This window comes from Nocardioides okcheonensis (assembly GCF_020991065.1).
GTDB classification, from domain to species: domain Bacteria; phylum Actinomycetota; class Actinomycetes; order Propionibacteriales; family Nocardioidaceae; genus Nocardioides; species Nocardioides okcheonensis.
The window spans coordinates 1091888-1109351 of sequence record NZ_CP087710.1 but is presented as its reverse complement, the minus strand read 5'-3'; the positions used below and the strand labels follow the sequence as shown (position 1 = coordinate 1109351).

The window sequence follows — 17464 nt, the reverse complement described above, 5'->3', positions numbered from 1 at the left end:
GTCAGCGGCTGAAGACGCTGGCCGGCACCGAGAACAGCGAGCTGGCCGAGCGGCCGAACAGCGACACCGCGCCGACGATCACGACCGCGATGAGGGCGACCATGAGGCCGTACTCGACGGCGGTGGCGCCGCGCTCGTCGTCGGAGCGCTCAGCCGGGGTCAGGGCCGCGGTCAGGGTCGCGGTCAGGAAGGCCGCGAGGTGGTGCAGGGACATGGGGGTTCACCTCCTGGGTGGAATGACGGAGGGCCGGTGCCGTGGGAACACGACACCGGCCCTCGACAACCGCACGGGTGCGGATCGTCAGACGCTGCTCGCGGCGCTGTTGAAGAGGCTCTTCAGGTTGCCGCCCAGGAGGGTGACGGCGCCGATGATCACGATGGCGATCAGGGCGACCATCAGGCCGTACTCGACGGCGGTGGCGCCGCGCTCGTCGCGCTTGGCCTTGATGTCGTTGACGAGCATGATCGTCATGAACTGCAGCTTCTCAATCATGTGATTCCCCTTGAGGTAAGTCGTGTTGGTGGGTCCCGAGCCCTCCAGGACCCGTCGAGGATTACTCTGCTCCGATTCGCGGCCCGCCGGATCAGGTGAACGGCCGCACCTGCGTAGTCCGTTGGGACTATCCGTGGACCACCCGCGCGGCGCCGCGCCCGGGCCCCTCGGGGTCACCGCGTCAGATGACCCGACGCGACGCCGTCGAGCAGGCCCATCCGCATGGCCGTGACCAGCGCCTGGGCCCGGTTCGCGGCGCCCAGCTTCTGGTAGATGTGCGTGATGTGCGTCTTCGCGGTCGACTCGCTGAGGTAGAGCCGGCCGGCGATGTCGCTGGTCCCGAGACCCTCCGCGAGGAGGGCGAGGACTTCCTCCTCGCGGGTGGACAGGCGGGGCGCGGCGGGCGCGGTGGCGCGTCGCATCATCGCCGCGCTCAGGCCGGCGCACAGGAACGTGCGCGGTGCCACGGCGGCGTGCTTGGCGGCGCTCACCACCTCGGAGGACTTGCTGTCCTTGCCGACGAACGCCGAGGCGCCGGCCTCCATCGCCGCGAAGATCTGGTCGTCGCCCGCGTGCATGGTGAGCACGACCAGGCCCACCGTGTCGCTCTCGGCCCGCACCGCGCGCACGATCTCGAGGCCCTGCCCGTCCGGCAGCTGGAGGTCGGTGACCACGACGTCGGGGCGCAGCTCGCGGAACACCGCGAGCCCCTCGTGGACGCTGCCCGCCTGGCCGACGACGTGCATCGCGTCGTCGCGCTCGAACGCGCGCGCCAGTCCCTGGCGGATCAGCTCGTGGTCGTCGACCAGCATGACGGAGGTGTTCATGGGCGCAGGCTTCCTTCACGGGGGGAGGTGGTGCAGTGCGAGGTGGTCAGGTGGACGCGGGTGCCGCCGCCGTCGCGGTCGCAGACCTCGAGCGCGGCGCCGATGGCAGCGGCACGCTCGGCCATCGTCTGCAGGCCCCAGTGGAGGTCGCGCGGGGCGGCGTTGCCGATGCCGTCGTCCTCGATCCGCAGGTCGAGGGAGACGCCGTCGGTGCAGAAGGCCACCCAGAGGTTCTGGGCGCCGGCGTGCCGACGGACGTTGCTGATGGCCTCCTGCGCGATCCGCAGGAGCTCGGTCTCGGTGTGCGGGGGCAGCGGCTTGCCGGACTCGTCGAAGCTCAGGTGCACCTGCAGGTCCGTGCCGGTGCTGAGACCGCGCACGTGCTCGGTGAGCGCGCCGGACAGCCGGTGGTCGCTGAGCTGGTGGCGGAGGTCGAAGATCGAGTAGCGCAGCTCGCTCACCACCCGCGTGATCTCCTGGCGCAGCGAGGCCGCGAGCTCGCGGGTCTGGGGGTCGTCCGAGATCGACTCGATCTCGTCGACGACGTAGCCGAGGGCCACGATCTCCTGCGCGACGCCGTCGTGCATCTCGCGGGCCAGCCGGTTGCGCTCCTCCGACGTCGCCATCCGGCGGACCTCGTCGAAGAGCACGGCGGTGTCGATGCGCAGCGCGAAGTTGTCGGTCACCTCGGCGGCCTGCTCGGCGATCTCGTCGTTCCAGCGCAGCACGCCGGACAGCGCCACGAAGCCGAGCCCGCCGTCGGTGCCCTGGATGGCCAGCACCCGTACGCCCGGGGACCTCGCGTCGGCGTGCCGCCCGACCTGCTCGGCCAGCGAGCCGGCGTCCCCGTAGGACGACACCTGCACGAGCCCCTCGGCCACCGATCCCGTGTAGACCGCGGACGCCGTCGCCCCGGTCTGGCGGCGCAGGCGGGTCTCGAGGTCCGCGGCCAGCTGGGCGGTGTCGAGGCCGACCTGGTGGCGCCGGGCCAGCCCGTGCAGCTGGGCCACGAGCTGGTGGGCGGCCCGGTACGGCGCCCGGCGGGCGTCCTCGTCACGGATCGAGCGCGACTGCCAGCTCGCCAGCAGGCCCGCCCCGAGGCCGGTCAGCACCCAGGGGGCGGCGACCACGAGCTCGGGTCGGGGATCGGGCGTCGACGACCCGGCGACGGCGGCGAGCAGGCCCAGCCCACCCACGAACGCCGTGTTGACGACCGTCACGACGCCGTGGCGCACCCCGGCCACCACCGGGGGCGCGGCGAGGTAGGCGTAGAGGCCGGGCGAGGCGCCTGCGCTGGCGAGCATGATCGCCGCCAGCAGCATCTCGGCCAGCGGCACCCACGCGGCGCGGGTGGTGGCGCGTGACCAGTCGAGCACGGCGCTGCCGACGGCGACCACGACGAGCGCCGCCAGCAGCGGCGCGGTGACCCCGGACCGCTCGTCCGACAGCACGATGCCCGACGCCAGCGCCAGGCCGAAGACGCGCACCGCGGTGGTCACCCGCCACGTGTAGAGCGACCCCCCGTAGGAGGGGGTCACGTCCGAGGCGCTGGAGCTGAACATCAGGCCCTATTTGAACGTGTCGGCGATCTGGATGGCCGCCGGGCCCATGATCACGAGGAACAGGCACGGCAGGATGAAGAGCACCAGCGGGATCATCATCCGCACCGGCACCTGCTGGGCCTTCTCCTCCGCCCGCTGGCGGCGCTTGGTGCGCATCTCGGCGCTCTGGATCCGCAGCACGCGGCCGATCGGGATGCCGAGGCTGTCGGCCTGGACCATCGCGAGGCAGAAGGACTTGAGGTCGTCGAGCGAGGTCCGCTCGGCCATCGCGCGCATCGCGTCGGTCCGGCCGACACCGATGTTCATCTCCTGCAGCAGGCGGGCGAACTCGGAGGCCAGCGGGCCCTCGGTGTTGCGCGCCACCCGGTCGACCGCGGCGTCGAAGCCGAGGCCGGCCTCGACGGAGACCGTCAGGAGGTCGAGGGCGTCGGGCAACGCGTTGCGCATCAGCTTCTCGCGCTTCTGGCCCGCGTTGTAGAGCAGCACGTTGGGCAGGACGTAGCCGAAGGCCGCCACGAGGACGGTGGCGATCACGACCCGCGGGAACGGCCACCCCATCCCGGCGATGTAGAGGAAACCGAGGCCACCGAAGACGGCGAGGCCGAGCACCTTGAGGCCGATCAGCCGGTTGGCGTCCCAGCCGGGCGGGTTGCCGGCGACGTTGAGGCGGTACTCGAGCTTGTGGGCGGTGTCGGCACGCACCATCTTGCGGCCGGTCCCGACGAGCTGGTCGCCCAGCGGTCCGAGCACCCGCTCCGCGAAGGGACGCTCGAGCTCCGTGCGCAGCATGTCGGGGGTGGTCTGGCTCATCGCCTGGATGGCGGCGATCGAGCGGGCGACGCCGCGCCGCTCCTTGCTGACCACGCCGATCATCGCCATGGACAGGACGAGTGCCGAGAAGATCAGCCCGGCTCCGATCCACAGGATCACGTCACACCTCCACCGTGGCGAGCTTCGCCATCGCGAACGAACCGAGTCCCAGGAGGAAGAGTGCCATGCCCAGGATGATGTAGCCCGGGACCGTCGTGTACAGCAGGCGCACGTAGTCCGGGTTGGCGAACGTCATGTAGAAGAAGATCAGCGGCGGCAGGCCCGTCAGGATGTAGCCCGAGAGCCGGCCCTCGGCGCTGAGCGCCTTGACCTGGCGGCGCAGGTACTCCCGCTCGCGCAGCGTGTCGGCCACGGTGTGCAGGATCTCGGCCAGGTTGCCGCCGACCTCGCGCTGGATCCGGATGGCCATGACGACCCAGCTGAAGTCGTCGCTCTCCATCCGCTCGCCGACGCCCTCGAGCGCCTCGGTGATGTCGACGCCGAGGCGCTGCTCGACCAGTGCGCGGCGCAGCTCGCCGGCCATCGGCTCGTGCCCCTCCTTGACGACGGTGTCCACCGCCTGGGGGAGCGACAGGCCGGCCTGCAGGCCGCCGGCCATCAGGCCGAGGGTCTGGGCGAGCTGGGCGTTGAACGCGCTGAGCCGCCGTCCGTGCTTGAACTTCAGGTAGAGCCAGGGCAGCACCACGCCGAGGAGCAGGAACAGCAGGCTCATCGCGAAGCCGCCCATGACGAAGCCCACCAGCCCCGCGCCGAACGCGCAGCCCACGTGCACCAGCACCCACTCGGAGGCGGTGAGGGCCGACCCGGCGCCCGACAGGCGCTGGGAGATGCGGGTCTCCATGTCCTGGGAGACGACGCGGTTCGCCACCGACACCGCCGACCCCTTCAGGTCGCTCGAGGTCGACTTGCGCCGCTTCTTCGGGTCGGCGCCGCTGGTGCCGTTGAAGTAGGCCTCGAGCTGGCGCACCGACTGGGACCGGTTGTCGCCGGCGCCGAGCAGGGCGATCGCGAGGAGGCCGAACAGCCCGATCGCGAGCGCGCCCGCGCCGAGCAGCATCCCCGAGTCGCCGACGAGCGCCTTGCCGGACGTGACGACGTCGGGCACCTCGAAGCCGGGACCGAGCGTGGCGAAGGCGGTGTCGTGGTACTGCGTGCCGCCGGCCTCGACGACCACGTCGATGTTGGCGTCCTCGCCGCTGCCGTAGGGCGCCGTGAAGGTCACCAGCAGCTGCTGGTCGAGGGCCGCGGCGCGCTCGTTGAAGACCGACGTGAGCGCGGCGGGGTCGGCCGGGATGACCGAGCCGCCCGTCTCCGTCGCGACCGTGGCCAGGGCCTCGCTGTCGGCGCCCTGCGCGAGGGAGACCACGTCGACGACCACGCCGGCGGTCTTGGCGTCGTTGATGGCGACGTCGAGGGTGGTGGCGCTGCCGGTGTCGGCACCGTCCGAGAGGACGAGCAGGTTGCGCGAGCCCTCGTCGGTGAGGAGCGTGACACCCTCCTCGATGCCGTCGTAGACGCCGGTGCCGGCGGCGAGGGTCAGGTCGCCGAGGGCGGTGCGGACGTCGCCGTGGTCGATGGTCGGCGCGACCGTCGTGGTGACCTTGCCGGCGAAGGCGACCAGGCCGATGGCGACGTCCTCGGGTGCGCTGTCGAGGAACGCGTTGATCGCCGTGGTGGCGGCCTCGAACTTCCCCTGGCCGCGCATGCTCTTGCTGGCGTCGAGGACGATGACCGTCGTGCGGTCGATGTCGCCGGCGTCGACGAGCTTGGCCGTGGACTCCACGGCGCCGCCGTTGAGCTCGACGTAGACCTGGCTCGGCTCCACCGTGGTGCCGTCGGGCACGCCGTCGGTGGACACCAGCAGGCTGACGGTGCCGCGGTCGGTCTCGACGTGGTCGATCGTGACCTCGTCGTCGGCGAGTGCCGGCGATGCCGCCGACAGGGCGAGGAGCGCCGCGGCGAGCACGCCGGCGACGCCGCGGGTCGTCGACCTCATCGGGTCCCGCCGACGGTGAACACGGCCGGGTTGAGGTGCACGCCGTGGTCGGCCAGCCGCTCGAGGAACCGGGGCCGCAGGCCGGTCGACTCCAGGCCGCCCTTGAACTTGCCCTGCTCGTTCATGCCCGCGCTGTAGTCGAACAGGAACACGTCCTGGGTGGTGACGATGTCGCCCTCCATGCCGACGATCTCCGTGATCGCGGTGATCCGGCGGGTGCCGTCCTTGAGGCGGGTCTGCTGGATGATCAGGTCGACCGCGCTGGCCACCTGCTCGCGGATGGCACGCACCGGCAGGTCCATGCCCGCCATCAGCACCATCGTCTCGAGGCGGGAGAGCGCGTCGCGCGGGGTGTTCGCGTGGAGGGTCGAGATCGAGCCGTCGTGGCCGGTGTTCATCGCCTGCAGCATGTCGAGGGCCGCGGCGTCACGGATCTCACCGACGACGACGCGGTCGGGGCGCATGCGCAGGGAGTTCTTCACCAGGTCGCGGATCGTGACCGCGCCCTTGCCCTCGATGTTCGGCGGACGCGACTCCAGGCGCAGGACGTGGTCCTGCACGAGCCGGAGCTCGGCGGCGTCCTCGATGGTGACGATGCGCTCGTCCGTGGGGATGAAGGACGACAGCACGTTGAGGGTGGTCGTCTTGCCGGCGCCGGTGCCGCCGGACACGAGGATGTTCAGCCGGCCGCGCACGCAGGCCTCGAGCAGGTCGGCGGAGGCACGGCTGAGCGTGCCGAAGCCGATCAGGTCCTCGACGGTGTAGGGGTCCTCGGAGAACTTGCGGATGGTCAGCTTGGAGCCGTCCAGCGCCAGCGGCGGGATGATCGCGTTGACACGGCTGCCGTCGGGCAGGCGGGCGTCGACCATCGGGCTGGTCTCGTCGACGCGACGGCCGATCTTGCTGACGATCTTGTCGATGGTGCGCCGCAGGTGGGCCTCGTCGGCGAAGGTCGCCTCGACCTTGACCAGCTTGCCGCCGCGCTCGACGTAGATGTCCTCGAACGTGTTGACCATGACCTCGGACAGGTCCGGGTCGCGCAGGAGCGGCTCCAGCGGGCCGTAGCCCAGGATGTCGTCGGCGATCTCCTGGGAGATGCGGGACTTGTCGGCCGACGACATCGGCATGTCGACCTCGGCCAGCGTGGTCTGCAGCGCGAGCCGCACCTGCTGCTCGAGGTCCGACTGGGTCAGGTGGGCGTCGTACAGCGTCGGGCCGAGGCTGCTGACGAGCCGCCCGTGCACGATCCGCTTGAGGTCCTTGTGCGGGTCGCTGCCGGTGCGTGCGGCGGCCCGACGGCGGCTGGCCTCGCTGGACTCCTGGACCTTGGCCGGCGAGGTGCCGGGTGCGGGAGCGGCCGGAGCCTCGCTCCCCGGGGTGCTGGGCGCCGTGCGGGTGCGCGACGCCGCGGCGAGTCGGTCGGTGAGGCTCATGTCAGCCCTTCCTCTTGCGGAGACGGCCACCCTTGCGTTCCGTGGCGGGGGCGGGGGAGTCGGTGGTGGCGTGTGCCTGCGCGAGGGTGCCGGCGAACGCCGTGAGCGCCTTGCTGTTGACGTTGCCCGGGAAGGCGGTGACCAGTGCCTCCCCGCGGTTGACCGCGGCCAGCACCTCGCGGCTGGACACCATCGTGGCGTCGGCCTTCACGCCGAGCGTCGACTCGTACTCGGCCTGCGTCAGGCCGACCTTCGCGTCGGCACGGTTGAGCACGAACGACCACGAGCTGCGGGAGAAGTTGAGCAGGTCGAGCGTGCTGGCGGCGAGCTTGAGCCCCTTGAGGGCGGGGATGTCGAGGGTGCCGACCAGGATGATCGAGTCCGAGCGGTCGAGCGCGGCGAGCGCCTGGTCGTCGAAGACGCCGGACGTGTCGACGACCACGTACTCGAACAGTCCCTTGAGCCCGTCGAGCATCTGGCCGATCTCCTCGCCGGACGCCTGGTCGGGGGAGTCGAGGGTCACCGGCGCCGCCACCACGGACAGCCGCTCGGAGTGCTCCGTCAGGAGCGACTCGATCGCGCCCTGGTCGATCCCGCCGCGGAACGCGACGAGGTCGTTGACGTTCCGGCTGGGGGAGAGCTGCAGCATGATCGCGACGTCGCCGCTGTTGACGTCGAGGTCCACCAGGCAGACGCGGTGGCCCTTCTGCGACAGCGCGACCGCGGTGTTGACCGCGACCAGGCTCTTGCCGACCCCACCCTTGGTGGAGAAGACGGTGAACAGCCGGCCGGTCGGCGCCTCGGCGGCGGCCCGCTCGGCCTCCGCCTCCGCGACGAGGCGCGCCTTGGCCTCCTCGGCCGCGGCCTGCACCTCGCCGAGCATGGTCTGCCCGATGGCGCTGGCCACGGTCCGTGCGCGCTGCACCGCGGTGGTGATGCCCGCGAGGTCCTTGCTCTGGACGACCTCGCGCATCCCGCTGCGCAGGGCCATCGCGAGGGCGTTGGCGTCGACGGTGTCGCGCAGCAGGATCACGCCGAGGTCGGGCCGGTTGATCCGCGCCCACTCGGCGAACTCGGTGGCCTCGCCCGTGGTGATGCCGGGGCCGATCACGACCGCGAACTCGTGGGCGGCGCCCTGGACGTGGGAGTGGAGGTCGGCGACGCTGGCGACGGCGGTCGAGCCGTGCAGCATGGCCTGCAGGATGGACCGTTGTCCGGAGTCGGTCTCCAGGATGGTGGTCATGGTGGTCAGCCGACGATCGCCGGGAGACCGGGGACGACGATCGGGGCGTCGACGCCCTTCTCGTCGTTGACGGTGGTCTTGTCGCTCAGGAGCGCGAAGTTCAGGTCGCCGAAGCGGTCGGCCCAGATGAGCTTCTCGGTCTCCTTCTGGCTGAGCGCCAGGGTGAGGATCGTCTTGGGCACCTCCTCGATCGTCTGGGCGCCGGACTGGTCGGTCACGGTCCGCGACGTCGTCGTGGTCTGGCCGACACCGATCACCGTCACGCGGGTGAGCAGCACCCGGGTGTAGGACTTCGGGTCGCTCACGGTCACGAACACCGCGACCTCGGAGCCGGGGTTCACGAACCCGGCGACGCGCTCGGGGTCGGTGAGCTCGACCGACATGGCGAGCTTGTCGTCGGGGATGACCAGGCTCTGGGTGTCGCCGACGCTGCCGAACTTGTCGGCGATCAGCTGCTCACCCGGGTAGATGTTGCCGGTCGCGACGAGGCCGGTGACGCTCGTGGAGGAGGACAGGAAGCCCGGGACGAGGTCCTCGCGGCGCACCTGCTTCTTCTCGAACTTGCCGGCCTCCTCGGCAGCGGCGACGCTCTCGCCGGCGCTGACGACGTCCTTGGCGACCAGGACCTCGACGAGCTCCTGGCCCTTGGTGGCCCGGCTGTCGATGCCCTGGACGTAGAGGACGATCAGCATCGTGCCCACGAGGGCCGTGATGATGGCCAGGGTGAGGATTACGGAACGACGCGCCATCAGGCATTCCTTCGAGGTCAGTTCCACGGGGGTGGAAACGCTCAGATGTGTGCCGGGTGGGATGCCGACCGTCGAAGGTGGGGAGGTGCCGTCACCGTCGGGGTTCCGAAGGGCCCCGACGTCCCTTCGTGCACCGCCGACCATAGGACCGGCCGCGGGGCGGGGAGGGCTAAGCCGCACAAACCACCCGATGGTGGCCCCGACATGGCCCGAAAGGACTAGTCCCGCCTAGTCATGGTCTAGCCCGTCGCCGCGCGGGCTCAGGAGAGGTAGAGCGCCTCGATGTCGGCACGGGCCTCGCGGACCACGACGTTGCGCTTGAGCTTGAGGCTCGGGGTGAGCTGGCCGCCCTCCTCGGTCCACTCGCCCGGGAGGATCGTGAACTTGCGGATCGACTCGGCCTTCGAGACCGCCTTGTTGGCCTCGTCGACGGCGTCCTGCACGGCCGCGACCAGGTCGGGGTCGTCGAGCAGGTCGGCGATCGCGCCGGTCTTGCCGTGCTGCTCGGCCCACGCGGGGAACGTCTCGCGGTCGAGGGTGACGAGGGCGCCGATGAAGGGCTGGCCGTCGCCGACCACGAGGCACTGGTCGACGAGGGCGTGCGCGCGCAGCCGGTCCTCGAGCACGGCGGGCGCGACGTTCTTGCCGCCCGCGGTCACGAGGATCTCCTTCTTGCGGCCGGTGATCCGGACGAAGCCCTCGTCGTCGACCTCCCCGACGTCGCCGGTGTGGAACCAGCCGTCGCGGTCGATCGCCTCGTGGGTGGCCGCGTCGTTGCCCCAGTAGCCGGTGAAGACCTGGCCGCCGCGGAAGAGCAGCTCGCCGTCGTCACCGACGCGCACGGCGGTGCCGGGGATCGGGCGCCCCACCGTGCCGATCTTCTGCGCGCCGGGCAGGTTGACCGCGAGCGCGGCGGTCGTCTCCGTGAGGCCGTAGCCCTCGAGCACGCTGAGGCCGATGCCGCGGTAGAAGTGGCCGAGGCGGTCACCCAGCGGGGCGCCGCCCGACACGGCGTGGGCGCACCGACCGCCGAGGGCCTGGCGCAGCTTGCCGTAGACGAGGCGGTCGAACAGCGCGTGCTGCGCCCGCAGCCGCAGCGGGACCCGCGGGCCGTCGAGCGCCCGCGACCAGGCGATCGCGACGTCGGCCGCACGGTCGAAGATCGCGCCGCGCCCGTCGGCGGTCGCGCGCTGCGAGGCGCTGTTGAAGACCTTCTCGAAGACCCGCGGCACTGCGAGGATGAAGGTGGGCCGGAACTCGCCGAGGTCGGTGACGAGGTTCTTGATGTCCGCGCTGTGGCCCAGGCGGGTGCGGCTCTTGACCGCACCGATCTGGATGATCCGGGCGAAGACGTGCGCCAGGGGCAGGAACAGGAGGGTGGAGGACTCCTCGGTGTCGAAGAGGTCGGACAGCTCGTCGACGGCGACGCCCAGCTCGAACATGAAGTTGCCGTGGGTGAGCATGCAGCCCTTGGGGCGCCCGGTCGTGCCGCTGGTGTAGATCAGCGTGGCCAGGTCCTGCGGGGTGGCGGCGGTGCGGCGCTCCTCGAGGGCCTCGTCGGTGATGTCGGAGCCGAGGCGTCGGAGCACGTCGACCGCGTTGTCCTGGATCGACCACACGTGCTGCAGCTCGGGCAGGTCGGCGGCCTCGCGGGCCTCCCGCACCCGGGCGAGGTGGTCGGCGCCCTCGGCGACGACGGCGCGCGCGCCGGAGTCGGAGAGGATCCAGCCGATCTGCTCCGCGGAGGAGGTCTCGTAGATCGGCACGCCCACGGCGCCGGCGAACCAGGTCGCGTAGTCGAGCAGGGTCCACTCGTAGCGGGTCTTCGACAGCAGCGCGACCCGGTCGCCCACCTCGACGCCGGCGGCCACCAGGCCCTTGGCGACCGCGCGCACCTCGTCGTGGAACTCGGCCGCCGTGACGTCGGTCCACTCCTCGCCCACGCGGCGGCTGAAGACCACGGCGTCGGGAGCCTCGGCGGCGTTGGTGACGACGTCGTCGGTGAGGTTCCCGGTGGTCGGGACGGAGATGGAGAGCGCCGCTGCGAACTCACGCACGGGGGAACCTCCCGGGATCGGTGACGATGTGCGTAGCGCAGGCTATCCTCGCCCGTCCGTGAGCCTGCGCGCCGGGAGGTCCCGGGGCCGTGGGCTAGGCTCCGGCCATGGCCGAACAGACCTCCTCGTCGATCACGATCGACGCTCCTCCGGCCGACGTCATGGCCGTCATCGCCGACTTCGAGTCCTACCCCGAGTGGGCCAAGGGCGTGCAGGTCGCGGAGGTCACCGCCCCCGGTGCGGCGGGTCGCGCCGACCAGGTCCACTTCGCCCTCGACGTCTCGCCGATCAAGGACGAGTACACCCTCGCCTACGACTGGCACGGCGACCGCGAGGTCACCTGGTCCCTCGTCGAGGGCAACATGCTGAAGATGCTCGACGGCGCGTACACGCTCGAGGACCTCGGCAACGGGTCGACCGAGGTGACCTACCGCCTGGCCCTCGACGTCAGCATCCCGCTGATCGGGATGCTGAAGCGCAAGGGCGAGAAGATCCTCATCGACACCGCGCTGAAGGGGCTCAAGAAGCGCGTCGAGTCGCTCTGACCGGCGGGGTCCCGGGGTTGCGGATCCTGCTGTTCACCGGCAAGGGCGGCGTCGGCAAGTCGACCCTGGCCGCGGCCGTCGCGTGCGCGAGCGCCGACGCCGGCCACCGGACGCTGGTGATGTCCACCGACGCGGCCCACTCGCTGGCCGACGCGCTCGACGTCCCGGCCGGCGGCGAGCCCGTCGAGGTGGCGCCGGGGCTGTGGCTCCAGCACGTCGACGCGCAGCGGCGCTTCGAGCAGTCGTGGGGCGATGTCCAGCGCTACCTGCTGGACGTGATGGACGTCGCCGGCGTCGACCCGGTGGCGGCGGAGGAGCTCACGGTGCTCCCCGGCGCGGAGGAGGTGCTCGCGCTGCTCGAGGTGCGGGCACGGGCCCGCTCGGGCGAGTGGGACGTGATCGTCGTCGACTGCGCGCCGACCGCGGAGACGCTGCGGCTGCTCGCCCTGCCCGAGGCGCTGGGGTGGTACGTCGACCGGGTGCTGCCCGTCGAGCGGCGGGTCGTGCGGGCCCTCAAGCCGGTGCTCAGCCGGGCCGCGGGCGTGCCGATGCCCGGCTCTCCCGTGTTCGACGCGCTCGAGCGGCTGCACGCCGAGCTCGACGACGCCCGCACGGTGCTGACCGGTCCCGGGGCCTCTGTGCGCCTCGTCCTCACGCCCGAGACGGTGGTGCTCGCCGAGGCGCGCCGGGCCTACACGCACCTGTCGCTGTTCGGCTACGCCGTCGACTCCGCGGTGGTCAACCGGGTCTTCCCCGCCGACGGCGCGGACGAGTGGCGCACGACGTGGGTGGCGGCCCAGCGGCGGGTCCTCGCCGACGCCGCGGACTCCTTCGCCGGGCTCGACCTGCGCACCTCGCCCTACCGCGCCGTCGAGCCGGTCGGTCGCGACGAGCTGCTGGCGCTGGCGCACGACGTCTACGGAGACGCGGACCCGCTGGCCGGCGCCGGTGGGGCGCCCGTGATGTCCGTGCGCGAGGGAGCGGGGGGTCGGGTCCTGGCGCTCCCGGTCCCGCTCGCGACGCGCGACGACGTCCGTCTCGCGCGCAGGGGGGACGAGCTCGTCGTGTCGGTCGCGTCGTATCGTCGGCTCCTGACCCTCCCCCCGGGACTGGCGCGGCACCGCGTCGCGGGGGCGCGGGTGCGTGACGGGGAGCTGCAGGTCAGGTTCACCGGCCCGGACCACCGACCCGACCACCCATCCGACCGGCAGGAGACCACGTGAGCGAGGCGGGCGACGCCCCCGAGGTGGGCTCCCTCGGCGAGGAGGCGGTCAGGCTGCTCGGCGCGCTGTCCGGCTGGGCGCGCGACCACGCCGACGACGCGGGCGACGGCCTCGCCGGGCTCGCCGCCCAGGCGGCCGCGTCGGCGCGCGACCTCGACGACCACCTCGCGACCGGGGCGGCCGAGTGCACGGTGTGCCCGATCTGCCGGACGGTCCACGCGGTGCGCCAGCTCGGGCCCGAGGTCACCGGGCACCTCGCCGCGGCCGTCACCTCCCTGGCCCACGCCGCGAACGCCCTGCTGGCCACCCACGACGCCGGTCGCGGTGCGGCGCGGCGGCAGCCCGACGGGCGCGGCGACGTCGAGCACGTCGACCTCGACGACCCGGACCTCTCCGACGACTGGCCCGGGGACGAGTGAGCGCCGCGGGTCACGGCGTCGTCGTCGGCGTCGACATCGGGGGCACCAAGGTCCTGGCCGGCGTGGTCGGGCCCGACGGCCGGGTCGGCGCCACCGCGCGGCGCACCACCCCGGGACGGCGGGTGCTGACCCGGCAGGTCGAGGACGCGCTCGTCGCGGCCGTCCTCGAGGCGTCCGCCGACCGGCCGCTCGCGGCGGTCGGGGTGGCTGCGGCCGGCTTCGTCGACTCCGCGGGGGAGCGGGTCATGTTCGCGCCGCACCTGCCGTGGCAGGGCGAGCCGCTGCGCGCGCTGCTGGAGGAGCGGCTCGGGTGCCCCGTGGCGCTCGACAACGACGCCAACTGCGCGGCCCGGGCCGAGGCGCACCACGGCGTGGCCCGCGGCGCGTCGTCGGCCCTGATGGTCACGATGGGCACCGGCATCGGCGGGGCGCTGCTGCTCGACGGCCGGGTGCTGCGCGGTGCGAACGGCATGGCGGGGGAGTTCGGGCACATGCAGGTCGTCCCGGACGGACGGGCGTGCGAGTGCGGTCGGCAGGGCTGCTGGGAGCAGTACTCGTCGGGCAACGCCCTCGTGCGCGACGCGCGGGCCCTCATGGCCGAGCAGCCGTCGGTCCTCGCCGAGATGGCCGGCGGCCCCGACGGTGTCACCGGCCCGATGGTGAGCGCCGCGGCCGAGCAGGGCGACCTCGTCGCGCGTCGGGCCTTCGCGTCCGTCGGCGACTGGCTGGGCGTCGGCGCCGCCAACCTGGTCGCTGCCCTCGACCCCCAGCTCGTCGTGATCGGCGGCGGGGTGTCCGCGGCCGGCGACCGGCTGCTCGAGCCCGCCCGTGCGGCGCTGCGGCGCTCGCTGGTCGGCGGGGCGCACCGTCGCGTGCCCGACCTGGTGGCCGGGAGCCTGGGGCCGGAGTCGGGGATGGTGGGAGCGGCGCTGCTCGCCGCTCAGGCCCTGCGGTAGTCCGGCACGAGCTCGAGCGCGAGCTGCTCGAGGAACAGGCCGACGTCGGTGACGATGCCGCGCCCGTGGCTGGCCCCGCGGTCGGTGAGCTTGGTGACCGTGGCGGGGTTGATGTCGACGCAGACGAGCGGGACGCTCGCCGGCAGGATGTTGCCGGTCGCGACGGAGTGCAGCTGGGTGGCCATCATCAGGCAGAGGCCGACGTCCTGGATGTGTGCGCGCATGGCGCGCTGGCCCTCGAGCACGTCGGTGTGGACGTCCGGCAGCGGTCCGTCGTCGCGGACCGAGCCGACGAGGACGAAGTCCTTCCCGTGGACCACCAGCGCGTGCATGATCCCGCTCGTCACGGTGCCGTCGGCGACGGCCGCGGCGATCGAGCCCGCCCTGCGGACCGTGTTGAGCGCGCGGACGTGGTGCTCGTGCCCGTGCTCGATGCCCTGCGACATGGTCAGGCCGACGCCCAGGCTGGTGCCGTAGATCGCGGACTCGATGTCGTGGGTGGCGAGCGCGTTGCCAGCGAACAGCGTGTCGACGAACCCGGCCCCGATCAGCGCGACCAGCGCCGGCACGGCCCCGGTGTGCACCACGCCGGGTCCGGCCACCCACAGCAGCCGCTTGCCGTCGGCGCGGGTGCGGCGCATGCCGTCGGCCACCTGCCGCACGAGCACCGCCTGGGGCTTGTCGGTCGCACCGTCGTCGTCGGCACCGCCGGCCGGCTCGTGGCCGGGCTCGGGCGTCACCACCCGGATGCCGGAGGCGCCCACCACGACCTGCATGCCCGTCCGGACGTCGGCCATCGGCACGGTGCGCACCCGCCGGGTGCCGTCAGGCGCCTCGAGCACCGCGAGGCCGCAGTCCATCTCGGGGTTCTCGACGGTGTGCCACGCGCCGTCGAGGCGTACGCGGGTGTCGAGGTTGGTGGTGGAGTAGAAGCCCTCGGGCAGCACGCCGTCGCGCTCCACGGGCGCCGTCGCCGCCTCGCCGGGGGCGAGCGGGTTCACCCCGCGGGTCTGCAGGCGCATCAGCAGCCGCTGGAGGGACGAGTCGTCCTCGGCCTGGACGGTGATCCGGGCGCGGCTGGGGTCGTCGGCCTCGTGGCCCACGTCGAAGTGGTCGATGACGTAGTCGCCGCCGTAGTCGCGGATGTCGTCGAGGATCCGGGACAGGATCCCGCTGTCCATCAGGTGTCCGGTGACCTCGACGGTCTCGCTCGTCCCCACCGGCGAGACCCTAGTGCGTCGACCGAACTCGCGTACGCGGGACGCGAAGGATGGTTGACTCCTCGCCATGCCCGACCATGCCGCGCCCCGCGCTGCCGCGCCTCATGCGCCGTCGGGCGTCCCGCTGCCGCGTGCCGCTGCCGCCGTCCTGGCGGCGACGTGCACCCTGCAGTACTCGTCGGTGCGGCCCACGATCGTGATGCCGCTGGTCCTGCTGGTGCTCGCCCTGACCTGCCTGTGGTCGCTGGTCGCGCGGCGCACCGCCGAGCCGGTCCGGCCGGGCCTGGTCGTCGCCGTCGTGGCCGCTGTGTGCGCGCTCGGCGTCGCTGGGAACGCCTACCTCGCCGGCGACTCCGGCGTCCCGGCCTGGCTCGGCGTCGTCCTCGGTGCGCTGATGGCGGCCGGGGCGGCGGTCGCGGTGTGGGGTGGCCCGTCGCGGCGCCGGCTCGGGCTGTGGGTGCTGCTGGCGTCGTTCGCGGTGCTCGCGGGTGCCCGCATCCTGCTGGCCGAGGTCGAGATCGACGTGTCGGCGTTCCTGCGCGGCGGCCTGGACGCGTTGCTGCACGGCACGTCGCCCTACGCGATCACCATCGACAACCCCTACGGGCCGGTCGAGACCGGACTGTTCTACGGGCCCGGGGTGGTGGTGGACGGCGTCGTCCAGTGCGGGTTCCCCTACCTGCCGGCGCCCCTGCTGCTCGACGTCCCGGCCTACCTCCTCGGGGACGCGCGGTGGATGCACCTCGCGTGCCTGCTGGTCGCCACGGCCGTGGCGTGGCACCTCGCCACCGACGCGCTCGGCCGCGTCACCGCCCTGGTCGTGGTCTGCGGCAGCACCTCCTCGACGGTGGTGATCGGCTACTGGGTCGAGCCGGTCATGGTCGGGCTGCTGGCCCTGACCGTGGTCGGCATGCGGTCCGGGCGGTCGTGGGCGGCGGTGCCGCTCGGCCTGCTGTTCGCGTCGAAGCAGTACGCCGTGTCCTACGTCCCGGCGCTGCTCAGCGTCGCCCGGTCGGTCGGGTGGCGCACGGTCGTGGTGGCCGCGGCGGTCGGCTCCGTGGTGCTCGTGCCGTTCGTGGTGTGGGACCTCGGCGCCTTCGTGCGGTCGGCGGTCGAGTTCCAGTTCCGCCAGCCCTTCCGCGACGACGCGGTGTCGCTCCTGCCCGGGCTCAAGGCGGCCGTCGGCGAGCTGCCCGGGTGGGTGCTCTCCCTGTCACCGGTGCTGGGGCTGCTGACGTCGGCCCTGGTCGCCTGGCGCACCCGTCCCGGCGCGACCGCGGTCTCGCTCGGGATCGCGCTCAGCCTGCTCGTGACGGTGCTGACGTCCAAGTTCGGCTTCATGAACTACTACGCGTTCATCAGCGCCGCCTTCGTGCTGGCGGCCGTCACCTGGACCACCGACGACCCGGTGCGCGCGGGTGCGCGCGACGACGACGCTCAGACCCGTGAGCCGTCGTCCCAGGGGTCGCGCGGCGAGCGGGGCATCTCCCGCACGAGGTAGCCGAAGCCGCCCACGAACCACGCCAGCAGCGCCCACCCGACCAACGGGGTGACGTAGATCGAGAACAGCCCGATCACGAGCGCCAGGAGCGGGGCAACGAAGACGCCGGACCACGCCACGCCGCGCTGCCAGGTGCGGGGACGGGGGAGCGGCGGCGCCGGGGGCGGGCGGAACCGGTCGACCTCGGCCACCCGCGCGGCCTCGTCCGCCCGGTCGGGCACCTCGTCGTGCGCCACGTCGTCCGCCACGGCGTCCGGGTCGTCGCGTCCTGCGTCGTCGCGGTCCGGTGCAGGCCGCCGCGCGTCCTCGTCGGGCAGCACCGCCCGCTCGCCGTAGTTCTCGACGATGTCGCGCCACGCCTGCTCGGTGCGGCTGTCGTCGCCCGGGGTCGTCACGCGGTTCACGGTAC

17 protein-coding genes are annotated in these 17464 nt (G+C 72.7%); 5 read left to right on the top strand and 12 right to left on the bottom strand.

Going from position 1 to position 17464, the window contains the following annotated elements:
• Position 1: 1 nt before the first annotated feature.
• From LN652_RS05200 to LN652_RS05155, 10 genes are all read right to left on the bottom strand, one after another.
• On the bottom strand, positions 2-214 hold the full coding sequence (locus tag LN652_RS05200) for a Flp family type IVb pilin (protein WP_230443625.1): 213 nt from the start codon (positions 212-214) through the stop codon (positions 2-4).
• Positions 215-301: 87 nt separating this feature from the next.
• On the bottom strand, positions 302-493 hold the full coding sequence (locus LN652_RS05195) for a Flp family type IVb pilin (protein WP_211731367.1): 192 nt from the start codon (positions 491-493) through the stop codon (positions 302-304).
• A 173-nt stretch (positions 494-666) separates the two neighbouring features.
• Complete coding sequence (locus LN652_RS05190; RefSeq protein ID WP_230443624.1) at positions 667-1320, bottom strand: response regulator transcription factor; 654 nt, start codon at positions 1318-1320, stop codon at positions 667-669.
• Positions 1317-2882 (bottom strand): sensor histidine kinase, encoded by a 1566-nt coding sequence (locus tag LN652_RS05185; RefSeq protein ID WP_230443623.1) that lies wholly within the window; start codon positions 2880-2882, stop codon positions 1317-1319. The genes LN652_RS05190 and LN652_RS05185 overlap by 4 nt, the downstream gene beginning before the upstream one ends.
• Before the next feature lie 6 nt (positions 2883-2888).
• On the bottom strand, positions 2889-3812 hold the full coding sequence (locus LN652_RS05180; protein ID WP_230443622.1) for a type II secretion system F family protein: 924 nt from the start codon (positions 3810-3812) through the stop codon (positions 2889-2891).
• A gap of 1 nt (position 3813) precedes the next feature.
• A complete protein-coding gene (locus tag LN652_RS05175; protein ID WP_230443621.1) occupies positions 3814-5709 on the bottom strand; it encodes a type II secretion system F family protein in 1896 nt (631 codons plus the stop codon).
• A complete protein-coding gene (locus LN652_RS05170) occupies positions 5706-7142 on the bottom strand; it encodes a CpaF family protein (RefSeq protein WP_230443620.1) in 1437 nt (478 codons plus the stop codon). Before LN652_RS05170 ends, LN652_RS05175 begins: the two co-directional genes overlap by 4 nt.
• Position 7143: 1 nt before the next feature.
• The gene (locus tag LN652_RS05165) at positions 7144-8385 is read right to left on the bottom strand and encodes an AAA family ATPase (RefSeq protein ID WP_230443619.1); all 1242 of its coding nucleotides are present in this window, start codon (positions 8383-8385) and stop codon (positions 7144-7146) included.
• Positions 8386-8390: 5 nt separating this feature from the next.
• Positions 8391-9134, bottom strand: a complete 744-nt coding sequence (gene cpaB / locus LN652_RS05160) for a Flp pilus assembly protein CpaB (protein ID WP_230443618.1) — start codon at positions 9132-9134, stop codon at positions 8391-8393.
• Between the two features lie 260 nt (positions 9135-9394).
• Entirely contained in the window at positions 9395-11191 is a 1797-nt protein-coding gene (locus LN652_RS05155) for an AMP-dependent synthetase/ligase (RefSeq protein ID WP_230443617.1), read from the bottom strand.
• Between the two features lie 107 nt (positions 11192-11298).
• On the opposite strand from LN652_RS05155, the gene LN652_RS05150 reads away from it, so the two are divergent.
• The 4 genes from LN652_RS05150 to LN652_RS05135 are packed head-to-tail and all read left to right on the top strand — an operon-like array spanning position 11299 to position 14334.
• A complete protein-coding gene (locus tag LN652_RS05150; RefSeq protein WP_230443616.1) occupies positions 11299-11736 on the top strand; it encodes an SRPBCC family protein in 438 nt (145 codons plus the stop codon).
• 17 nt (positions 11737-11753) lie between these two features.
• Entirely contained in the window at positions 11754-12959 is a 1206-nt protein-coding gene (locus LN652_RS05145) for an ArsA family ATPase (RefSeq protein ID WP_230443615.1), read from the top strand.
• Positions 12956-13378 (top strand): hypothetical protein, encoded by a 423-nt coding sequence (locus tag LN652_RS05140; protein ID WP_230443614.1) that lies wholly within the window; start codon positions 12956-12958, stop codon positions 13376-13378. Before LN652_RS05145 ends, LN652_RS05140 begins: the two co-directional genes overlap by 4 nt.
• Positions 13375-14334 (top strand): ROK family protein, encoded by a 960-nt coding sequence (locus LN652_RS05135; RefSeq protein WP_230443613.1) that lies wholly within the window; start codon positions 13375-13377, stop codon positions 14332-14334. Before LN652_RS05140 ends, LN652_RS05135 begins: the two co-directional genes overlap by 4 nt.
• Here the strand turns inward: LN652_RS05135 and LN652_RS05130 are convergent.
• Positions 14319-15554, bottom strand: a complete 1236-nt coding sequence (locus LN652_RS05130; protein ID WP_230443612.1) for an ornithine cyclodeaminase, nickel-pincer nucleotide-dependent — start codon at positions 15552-15554, stop codon at positions 14319-14321. The genes LN652_RS05135 and LN652_RS05130 overlap by 16 nt on opposite strands.
• A gap of 67 nt (positions 15555-15621) precedes the next feature.
• On the opposite strand from LN652_RS05130, the gene LN652_RS05125 reads away from it, so the two are divergent.
• Positions 15622-17055, top strand: a complete 1434-nt coding sequence (locus LN652_RS05125; RefSeq protein ID WP_230443611.1) for a hypothetical protein — start codon at positions 15622-15624, stop codon at positions 17053-17055.
• On the opposite strand, the gene LN652_RS05120 is transcribed toward LN652_RS05125, so the two are convergent.
• Positions 16992-17450: a hypothetical protein gene (locus tag LN652_RS05120; RefSeq protein WP_230443610.1), complete on the bottom strand. Its 459-nt coding sequence runs from the start codon at positions 17448-17450 to the stop codon at positions 16992-16994. The genes LN652_RS05125 and LN652_RS05120 overlap by 64 nt on opposite strands.
• Positions 17451-17464: the final 14 nt, after the last annotated feature.

What these genes read in the sequence shown, in the direction of transcription:
- LN652_RS05190 (WP_230443624.1), bottom strand. Translation starts at nt 1,320, where the DNA reads ATGAACACCTCCGTCATGCTGGTCGACGACCACGAGCTGATCCGCCAG.
- LN652_RS05185 (WP_230443623.1), bottom strand. Translation starts at nt 2,882, where the DNA reads ATGTTCAGCTCCAGCGCCTCGGACGTGACCCCCTCCTACGGGGGGTCG.
- LN652_RS05165 (WP_230443619.1), bottom strand. Translation starts at nt 8,385, where the DNA reads ATGACCACCATCCTGGAGACCGACTCCGGACAACGGTCCATCCTGCAG.
- LN652_RS05170 (WP_230443620.1), bottom strand. Translation starts at nt 7,142, where the DNA reads ATGAGCCTCACCGACCGACTCGCCGCGGCGTCGCGCACCCGCACGGCG.
- cpaB (WP_230443618.1), bottom strand. Translation starts at nt 9,134, where the DNA reads ATGGCGCGTCGTTCCGTAATCCTCACCCTGGCCATCATCACGGCCCTC.
- LN652_RS05125 (WP_230443611.1), top strand. Translation starts at nt 15,622, where the DNA reads ATGCCCGACCATGCCGCGCCCCGCGCTGCCGCGCCTCATGCGCCGTCG.
- LN652_RS05195 (WP_211731367.1), bottom strand. Translation starts at nt 493, where the DNA reads ATGATTGAGAAGCTGCAGTTCATGACGATCATGCTCGTCAACGACATC.
- LN652_RS05150 (WP_230443616.1), top strand. Translation starts at nt 11,299, where the DNA reads ATGGCCGAACAGACCTCCTCGTCGATCACGATCGACGCTCCTCCGGCC.
- LN652_RS05200 (WP_230443625.1), bottom strand. Translation starts at nt 214, where the DNA reads ATGTCCCTGCACCACCTCGCGGCCTTCCTGACCGCGACCCTGACCGCG.
- LN652_RS05175 (WP_230443621.1), bottom strand. Translation starts at nt 5,709, where the DNA reads ATGAGGTCGACGACCCGCGGCGTCGCCGGCGTGCTCGCCGCGGCGCTC.